This is a genomic window from Streptomyces sp. 8L, from assembly GCF_020176795.1.
Classification (GTDB): Bacteria; Actinomycetota; Actinomycetes; order Streptomycetales; family Streptomycetaceae; genus Streptomyces.
In genome coordinates this window covers 1-8228 of record NZ_JAIUKE010000240.1, presented here as the reverse complement: position 1 = coordinate 8228, position 8228 = coordinate 1, and the positions used below count along the sequence as shown (strand labels likewise).

Annotated in this window: 8 protein-coding genes; 5 read left to right on the top strand and 3 right to left on the bottom strand. The window is 71.1% G+C overall.

The window, feature by feature from the left end:
• Window positions 1-135: 135 nt before the first annotated feature.
• Window positions 136-1809 carry an esterase-like activity of phytase family protein gene (locus tag LCE31_RS20475; RefSeq protein ID WP_225016205.1) on the bottom strand — a complete coding sequence of 558 codons (1674 nt, stop codon included), beginning with the start codon at window positions 1807-1809 and terminating at the stop codon, window positions 136-138.
• 400 nt (window positions 1810-2209) lie between these two features.
• Between LCE31_RS20475 and LCE31_RS20470 the strand changes: the two genes are divergently transcribed.
• On the top strand, window positions 2210-2827 hold the full coding sequence (locus LCE31_RS20470; protein WP_225016203.1) for an ALF repeat-containing protein: 618 nt from the start codon (window positions 2210-2212) through the stop codon (window positions 2825-2827).
• 366 nt (window positions 2828-3193) lie between these two features.
• Here LCE31_RS20470 and LCE31_RS20465 read toward each other — a convergent pair whose 3' ends face one another.
• Window positions 3194-3841, bottom strand: coding sequence for a TetR family transcriptional regulator (locus LCE31_RS20465; RefSeq protein ID WP_225016201.1), 648 nt, complete (start codon window positions 3839-3841; stop codon window positions 3194-3196).
• Window positions 3842-3910: 69 nt separating this feature from the next.
• On the opposite strand from LCE31_RS20465, the gene LCE31_RS20460 reads away from it, so the two are divergent.
• Window positions 3911-4273 carry a hypothetical protein gene (locus tag LCE31_RS20460; protein WP_225016199.1) on the top strand — a complete coding sequence of 121 codons (363 nt, stop codon included), beginning with the start codon at window positions 3911-3913 and terminating at the stop codon, window positions 4271-4273.
• Window positions 4274-4372: 99 nt separating this feature from the next.
• Window positions 4373-5284 (top strand): NAD-dependent epimerase/dehydratase family protein, encoded by a 912-nt coding sequence (locus LCE31_RS20455; RefSeq protein ID WP_225016197.1) that lies wholly within the window; start codon window positions 4373-4375, stop codon window positions 5282-5284.
• Window positions 5285-5353: 69 nt separating this feature from the next.
• On the opposite strand, the gene LCE31_RS20450 is transcribed toward LCE31_RS20455, so the two are convergent.
• Window positions 5354-5602, bottom strand: coding sequence for a hypothetical protein (locus tag LCE31_RS20450; protein ID WP_225016195.1), 249 nt, complete (start codon window positions 5600-5602; stop codon window positions 5354-5356).
• Window positions 5603-6575: 973 nt separating this feature from the next.
• Between LCE31_RS20450 and LCE31_RS20445 the strand changes: the two genes are divergently transcribed.
• On the top strand, window positions 6576-7382 hold the full coding sequence (locus LCE31_RS20445; protein WP_225016193.1) for a Crp/Fnr family transcriptional regulator: 807 nt from the start codon (window positions 6576-6578) through the stop codon (window positions 7380-7382).
• A gap of 1 nt (window position 7383) precedes the next feature.
• Window positions 7384-8228, top strand: an 845-nt coding sequence (locus tag LCE31_RS20440) for a hypothetical protein (protein ID WP_225016191.1), incomplete at its 3' end; no start/stop codon positions are given.

The following is an 8228-nucleotide window of genomic DNA, read 5'->3' as shown; positions in this document are numbered from 1 at the left end:
TCCCCCGGCTGCCCCCGTTGCCCCCCCCGCCCCCGCGACACTCCCCGCCCGGGGGGGGCCCGGGGGGGGGGGGCCCCCCCCCCCCCGGGGGGGGGGGCCCGTCGGCGCGGAGCGTGCCGGTGCGGGCGGAGTGTGTCAGCGTACGTGGACCGTCACCGTGACGGTCTTGAGTACGGCGGGCAGCTTGGTCGTGTCGACCTTCAGGATCTCGCCGCTGTCGCTGCGGCCCGTCGCGGGCAGCACCTTCTGGTGGACCGTCCACGTCCCGTCGGGGTCGACGGCGATGGTGTCGATGCCGAAGTCGTCGTCGTTGGACAGGTACAGCGTCCTGCCGGCGTCCGCGGTGGCGACGCCCTCGATCTTGTCGTGCGCGAAGAACGCGCCGCTCGGGTCGAGTTGGCTGACCAGCGACCCGACATTGAGATACGGCTGCTTCTGGGCGACGTTGACGCCGGCGCCGGTCAGGGCGGCGAGCGCGGCGTTGGTGCCGTCGTCGCCGACGAAGGCCTCGGGCGACTTGCCGCCGATCTTCAGGCCGCTGACGTCGGTGGCGCCGTTGGTGTCGACCTCGTAGAGGGTCTTGTCGGCGAACGGCTCGAAGCCGCCGTCCCGTTCGTCGACGAGGAACTTCGTGCCGGACAGCGCGGTGATCTCGCTGTTGGCGTCGCCCGTGGTCTTCGGGTCGTCCAGCAGGTAGAGGTACTGCTTGGTCCGGTACGTGTGCAGGTCGATCGTGACGATGCGGGTGGGCGACACGTCGCCGGCCTTGGTGCCGCCGAGGTCCGGCTGCTGCAACGCGGACTGCATGACACCGACCAGGGTCCGCCCGTCCGGTGTGATCGTGAGGCCTTCCATGCCCTTGTTCTTGGCGCGGTCGGCGAGTTCGGCCGGCAGATACCCGATGATCTTGTGGTGGGCGTTGTCCGGACTGTTCCTGTACGGGGTCAGGCGGCCCAGCTCGTAGCCGTTCGCGTCGAAGTGCGTGACGTACGGCCCGTATTCGTCCGAGACCCAGAACGTACCGTCGGGCAGCGCCACCAGGCCCTCGGAGTCGTAGCCGTCCGGGTCCTTGGCGACCGGCGTCGGGGTGCCGCCGTGGGCGTTCGTCGCGGCGACGTCGTCGATCACCTCGTTCGTGTCGTGCGGCGGACGTCCGCTGTACCGGGTGCCGCCGAGGCTCTTCGGGCCCTTCAGGGTGACCTTCCCGACCAGCTCGGCCTTGCCGCCGACGAGCTTGAACTCGCCTATCTCGGGGGTGAAGCCGGTGACCATCTCGGACTTGTTGCCGTCGGGGGCGTCGGCGTTCGGGCCGCGGTCGGTGAGGCCGAAGAAGTATCCCGGTCTGCCGGGCACCGGGGCGAGCGAGGAGCCGAACCCCTCGCCCGAGATCTGGGTGGTCGTGCCGCCGGGGCCCGCGACCTTCGCGAGCGGCGGCAGGGGGGACCCGTCCGGCCGGCTGTCCCGGTAGAGCCGCACCGCGTCGGTCGTCGTGTACGTGAAGGTGTCGGTGCCCTTGAATCCGGCCTTCGGCGTGTACGTGAAGGAGCCGTCCGCGTGGACCGTCGCCGTGCCGTCGGACGGCTCGGTGCTGCGCACGACGGCGGTCGCGCCGGTGTCGTTGCGCAGGACGTCGCCGGTCACACTGCCGTGGCCGGAGAAGGAGTCGGGAGCCGCGCGGAAGTCGTGCGACGGAGCGGAGAGCCAGCCGTGGGCCTGGGCCGCGGCGGTGCCACCGCCCACGACGGCGACGGAGGCGGCGATCGCGAGGGCGATCCGGGTGCGTCTGCGGGAGAGAGGGCGTGAGGTCATGTTCCCGAACCTGTAGGTCAGTGATGAACGCGGGGCCGACCTCCGGTGAATCCTCGGCTCGAAAACAACCGGCGGAACCCGCCGCAACAACCGGCGGAACCCGCCGCCCGCCGCGGGGGGCCCGTCCGGAGGCCCTGCTCTGCCCGCCTGGCCCCGACTCGAAAGCAACAGCACAGAAAATTCACAGGTTTACGACTATCTCGGCGCACACGGAGCAAGGATGTGAGTGCGCGGGTGCGGGCGGACGGGGAGCCGGACCGAAGGGGGCGCGCCATTGGTCGTCCATGACGGCCGCGTCGTCGCCCCTGGGGTCCGTGCGTCGTCCACCGTCTCCGCGTGACGTTTCTCGGAACGTCGGAACGTACTCGAAGTTGTCGGAAAGCCGTAGGAAAGGCCACTCGTGAGACCGACCCGCACCGCCCTGACCATCGCCGCCGCCGCCCTGGCGCCCGCACTCCTGCTCGCGACCCCCGCTTTCGCCGCGGGCGGGACCGGGGCACCGTCCGCGCGTGTGGTCGCCATATCGCACACCGACGGTCCGACCACGCCGGTGGACGAGATGTCCGACGACGACGTCCGGGTCGCGATCATGCGCATCATCGCCGACCCGGACACCGGCAGGGGTGTCTACGCCGCGGCACAGGCGGCCATGGACGGAACCATCGAGGACCAGCGCGCCTTCCTGGAAACGGGCCTCGCCCGGGCCCAGTTCGACGACGACCGCGTCGCCGTCGCCACGATCCTTTACCACGCCCAGCAGAACAACGACAGGGCGGTCATCAGGGAGGCGAACAAGGCCCTGGACGCCAACACCCCCGAAGCCGTACGCGCCTTCCTCGACACCGGCTACCGCCTCGCCCAGGCCGAGGACGACAGCGTCGCGATCTTCCGCATCCTCGCCGATCCGACCACCAGCGACGCGGTGCGCGCGGCGGCGGAGAAGGCTCTCGACGACGGTTCGCCGGAAGCGCTGCGGTACTTCCTGGAGCACGGCCGGTACGAGGCCGACGCCTCCTAGGGAGCGTCCGCCTGCCACGGGGCGGCGCGCACGGCGCGGGGAGGCCCCCCCCCGCGGCGCGCCGCCGGACGCCCGGGAGGCGCCGCGTCCACAGGGCAGAACGGAGCTCCCGGGCCGCAGACCCGTACCGCGTACCGCCCGGACTGACACCAACGGGGCCCGGCAGGCGTGCCGCTGCCCGCCGAAGAGGCCGGGGCCCGCCCGCGGCGCGGCGTGGACGGCGGCGGCCTGGGCCGCCCGACCGCTCCTGGCGCGCCACCCCGAGGGGCCACCGTCCTCCGCACCGCGAGGAGGGGTGGCTCTACCCGGACACACTCATGCCGAGGCACACTCCTCCCGGCCGCACTCCTGCCCGGCGGCGCCCCGTCAGCTGTTCGGGGATTCCAGCAGGCCGGCGATCGCGGTCGCGGCGTGCCAGTGCTCGAACGCCTCGTGGCTCCAGCCGCGTTCCTGAGTCAGGCGCCGGTAGTTCGTCGGCTGGATCTGGAGCCAGAGGATGTCGGCGGCGACCTCGGTTGACATGTCGCGCCGCAGCGAGCCCGTGGCGGCCAGCGCCGCCGCGACGGCGCCGGCGCACTCCAGCAGTTCTTGCTGGCTCGACTCCTGTAGCCGCGCGATGTCCGGGTCGCTCGTCGCGGCCTGCTCCAGCGCGAGCTGGAGTGGTCCGAGCCGCCGCGATATGGCGGCGGTGAAGGCCGCGAACTCGGTGAGCAGCCGGTGTGCGTCGGGGATTGCCAGGAGCCGCTCGAAGTCTTCGTCGTTGGCGGTGAGACGGCCGCCCGTGGCCGCGTGCGTGCGCGCGAGCGCGAACAGGTGGGCCTTGCCGCCGACTCCGAAGACGGTCGCGCGGGAGACCCCGGCGCGGGCCGCGATCAGTTCGATCGTCGCTCCCGCGTAGGCCTTCTCGGCGAACACCTCGGCGGCGGCGGCGACCACGGTCGCGCGTGTGCGGTGCGCGGCCTCCTCGCGCACTGCCGAACGGTACGCGCGCTGAGTCCCCTTGACGACTGCCATGACTTCAATATACTCACGATCTATTCAATCAACTCATGGTCTAGTCAATTTTAGGGACAGAGGCGGGCTTTGTCGACAGTGAAGTTTCTCAAGGAGTGGCGTGTCCTCGGCTTCGGCAAGCACCCGGAGATCGGCGCGGTCGTCCAAGCGCGCCTGTGCGAGGCGGGCTTGGCGGCCGACATCATGGTCCTTCCCGACAGCGAGGCGGGCGACGGCCACCTGGCCGAGGTGCTGGACCGAGCCGAGTACGACGGCGTCGTGATCGGCAGCTTCATCAGCGGCCAGGACCCGAATCTTCCGCCGACGGACCGGACGACCTCCTGGTTCAACCGGGTCCTCAACGTCATCCACACGCACGCGCCGTCCGCCCGGATCATCCTGGTCCGCAACCCGGACGACGCGCTCGCCGCAATATCCCGCGTGCTCGGCTGAACAGCGCGCCGCCGCCCACCGGCCGGCGGGCGGCGGTCAAGGACGGTGCGCGGTCGGCGGGAAGGCCGGCGGCCGGCCGACACGCGGAGGAGAGGGACGTTGCTGCACGACACCACGATAGTGATGACCGGCGCCACGGGAATGGTGGGGCGGCCGATCGCGACGGAGCTGGCGCGTACGAACGACGTGTGGGCGGTCGGCCGGTTCGGTGACCCGGAGGTCCGCGCGGTCCTGGAGGACGCCGGAGTGCACACCCTGCGGGCCGACTTGACGGACGCGGACCTGCCCACGCTGCCCGACGCCGACTTCGTACTCAACTTCGCGGTGTCGCGGACCAACGACTGGGACGTCGACCTCGACGCGAACGCCGACGGCCTCGCGGCGCTGATGTACGCGTGCCGTGGCGCCAGGGCCGTCCTGCACTGCTCGACGACCGCCGTCTACCAGCGACACGGCCATCGCCGGTTCGCCGAGGGCGATCCGCTCGGCGACAACCACCGCGGCGGGGGCGCCATGTTCGAGACGTACAGCATCTCGAAGATCGCCGCGGAGGCCATGGCCCGCTCGTGCGCCCGCAGGCTGAACCTGCCGACCACCATCGCGAGGTTGAACGTTCCCTACGGCGACCACAGCGGATGGCCCGTCTTCCTGCTGGAGTCGATGCTGGCGGACCGGCCGATCTTCGTGCACGAGGACGGCCCGAGCGAGTACCAGCCCATCCACCACGACGACATGATGGCGACGCTCCCCGCGTTGCTGGCCGCCGCCAGGACTCCGGCCACGATCGTCAACTGGGCGGGCGACGAGGTGTCGAGCATCGAGGACTGGTGCGGCTATCTGGGCGAACTCACCGGCCTTGAACCGAAGTTCGTCCCCACCGTACACACACTGAGCAGCGCCACCTGTGACCTCACCCGGATGCACGCACCCGTCGGCCACACCCGGACGAAGTGGCAGGACGGCCTCGCGAGGATGGCCAGGGCCCGCCACCCCGAACTGACGGCCGGGTGATCACGACACGGGGGGAGGGGTGCGTGCGGGGCCCGTGCGAAACGAGAGCCTCGGGCTCAACCCATGTCCCTACCGCGTTCCGTCACAGGTCATGCAGCGGCTCACCGCGACCAGCTCGCGGTTGCCGTGCGTGGCGTGGAGCGGATGGGACGGCGCGAGACGGCGCCATGCTCCCGGTGAGGGGGCGAGCACCCAGCCGTAGACGGGCGGGCGAACGTCGGCCGGAGAGAAGTGCGAGCAGCCGGGAAAGTGGGCCTTGCCGCCGGAGTGGATGATGATCGCTGTCCCCGGCCACTCGTTCCAATCTCCGCCGGCCACGCCGCCGCGAGGTGTGCGGGGAGCGCAGTCGGCACAGTTGTGCAGTTCGTGGCGTTCGCAGTACCGCATCGCCTTTCCCCCCTCAGATCCTGCACGCAGCCTACGTGTGTGAGGCTCGGCGCCGGGCTCATGGCCTTGCATGTCGGCCGAAATGGCGGGGTATCCACCCCTGGAGCACACGGGTGGGGCACGCCCCGTGTCAGTGTTCGATACCGCGTGTGTGTGGTCACCGCCCCCGGCACGCGTCTCATCCCGCGTCCGCGAGTCCGCGACCTGCCTGGCTCGCCGACCCTCCGGGCGTGCTGTTGAGCACCCTGCGGACGCGCACGCGGACGGCCGGCGTCGGCCGCCTCATGACCGCCCGTGCCGCGAGCCGCCACGTCACGGCTGTAGGCCGTGGACACGCGGCCGGTCCTTCTCGGAGATCCTATCGACAGACGTGCGGGACATTGCGGTCGCTGTCGAGTGCGATGACTTCTTTGAGACCTGGATTCGACCCTTCGCGCGGTTGTGCGTGCGCCTTGTCGAGGGATTCCTGGCTGCCGCCGAGGTTCGGCACGATGCGGTCCGCCTGACCCTTTTCGGTTCGTCCCGAATCCCGCCGGCGATAGTGCGCGGGCCCCCGGAGCTGGGCGGGCAGCAGTCGAAGTCCGTGGCGTTGATCTCGTATTCGGGTTTCCCGCCGAGGGACCGTACGGACTCCGGGGCGTCGTTCTCGCGGATGCTCCCTGACCGCCCCGCCGTACGGCCCCTGGGCCGGGGCGCGGGTGGGAAGCGGGTGCCCGGGCTCGTGGCCGCCGGGCAGAAGGGAACGGTGCCGCGGCGTTGCCCCGGCCGCTTCCGGTGGAATCTTGGCCGAACGGTTCCGGTGGAATCTGGCCGAACGGAAAGATTCCGGCCTCTCTGCCCTGTCGTGAGCGCGTGATGCGGAATCCGGGACTTGCCCGACGGGCTCCCCCTCTACCGTGACCGCATGACCGAAGACCACTCCCTCTCGGTGTCGTCTCTTCGCGCTTTGGTGCCGCACAAGGATTGGGACGAGCTGCTGACCCGATATCAGACGCAGACCTACCTGGTCGGTCGCGCACTGCTCCGGCAGGGCGATAAGGGGACTCACGTACTCGCCATGGTCGACGGACTGGTGAAAGTCGTCCGGACCGACCGCGAAGGGCGGCAGCGGCTGCTCGCCTTCCGCGGGCCCGGTGAGATCCTCGGCGAGATGGCGCTCCAGGGTGTCGGCGTGCGCATGGCCAGCGTGTGGGCGATGAGCACATCCACAGCCGCCCTCATCCCCGGAGAGGATTTCCGCCGCTTCGTGGAAAACCACCGGCTCGCCTATCCGCTCGCCGTCATGGCCTCCCGCCGTCTGCTGGAGCAGACCGAGATCCATGACGGCGCTGTGCACGAGCGGCTCGCCGTGGCACTGCTGCGGCTGGTCGACGCGTCCGGCGGAGCGACCTCGTTCGACCTCACCAGGGAAGATGTGGCGCAGCACATCGGTGTGGGCCGCAAGGCCGTCAGCAAGGCGCTGGACCGGCTCGGACGGGGCCGGGTGGAGGCCGGGAAACGCCGGATCGAGGTGACCAGCGTGGAAGGGCTGCGCTCGGTGCTCGCGGGCCTCACCGCCCCGGTGGCGCGGTGTGCTCCACGTCACTCCTCGTCCGGTCCTGCGGCACGGACCGTTCCCGCGCCCACTGTGAAGCTCGGAACGCGAGTTACTGCACGCACGAGCGCCCCGGCCCGATCTCCGGAAGGCCGGGTGGGCATCACAGAGGAGTGACATGAGCGAGTCCACCAGCGAACTGCCCGGGCGAATCGCCCGTCCTTACACGCACAGCCGTCCGCTTCCCGCCTACCGGGGCGTCTTGGCCCTGGACGCCAAGGACTTCACGGGACGCCCGGCGATCGAGCACGAGGCCGTCAGCCGGGCCGTACCCGAGCTCCTCAAGACCGCGCTGTCCCGGGCGGGGATGGGGGACCTCTGGGAGGACCGCGCGTTCCCCGCGTCGACCGGCGACGGTTACGTCTTCGGGTTCGACCCCGTACGGATGCCCTTCGTGATCCACCCGCTGCTGCTGACACTTCAGGACGTGCTGACCGACTACAACGTCCTGTCCTACGGGGCCGTGCCCATCCGGCTCCGAGCCAGTGTGCACGTCGGCCCGCTGCCCGTCACCGGCGACGAGTTCGGAGGCAACGGCACGGCGCGCAACGACACGCACCGCCTGCTCGACTCACGTCCGGTCAAGGCCGTGCTCGCCTCCCACAAGGAGAACGTCACCCACGTCGCTGCGATCCTCTCCGACCGCTGCTACGAGGACGCCGTCGCCAGTGGGTACACCGGGCGCCACCCCGACCACTTCGTGGAGGTGGCCGCGACGGTCGAGGGCAAGCCCTTCTCCCAGCGGGCCTGGATCTACGTGCCCCAGCCGTCCGGGCCTCTCCACGATGAGGCCCCGGGCAACGACGCCACCGAAGAGGCCCCGGGCAGCGACGCTGCCGAAGAGCCCGCGCCCGACGCGGGCCGCCCCCCCCCCCCCGGGGCGGCCCCCCGGCCCCCCCCCCGCGCCCCCCGGGGGGGGGCGGGGGGCGGGGGGCCCGCCCCTATTGGGCACCGCCGTGGCAG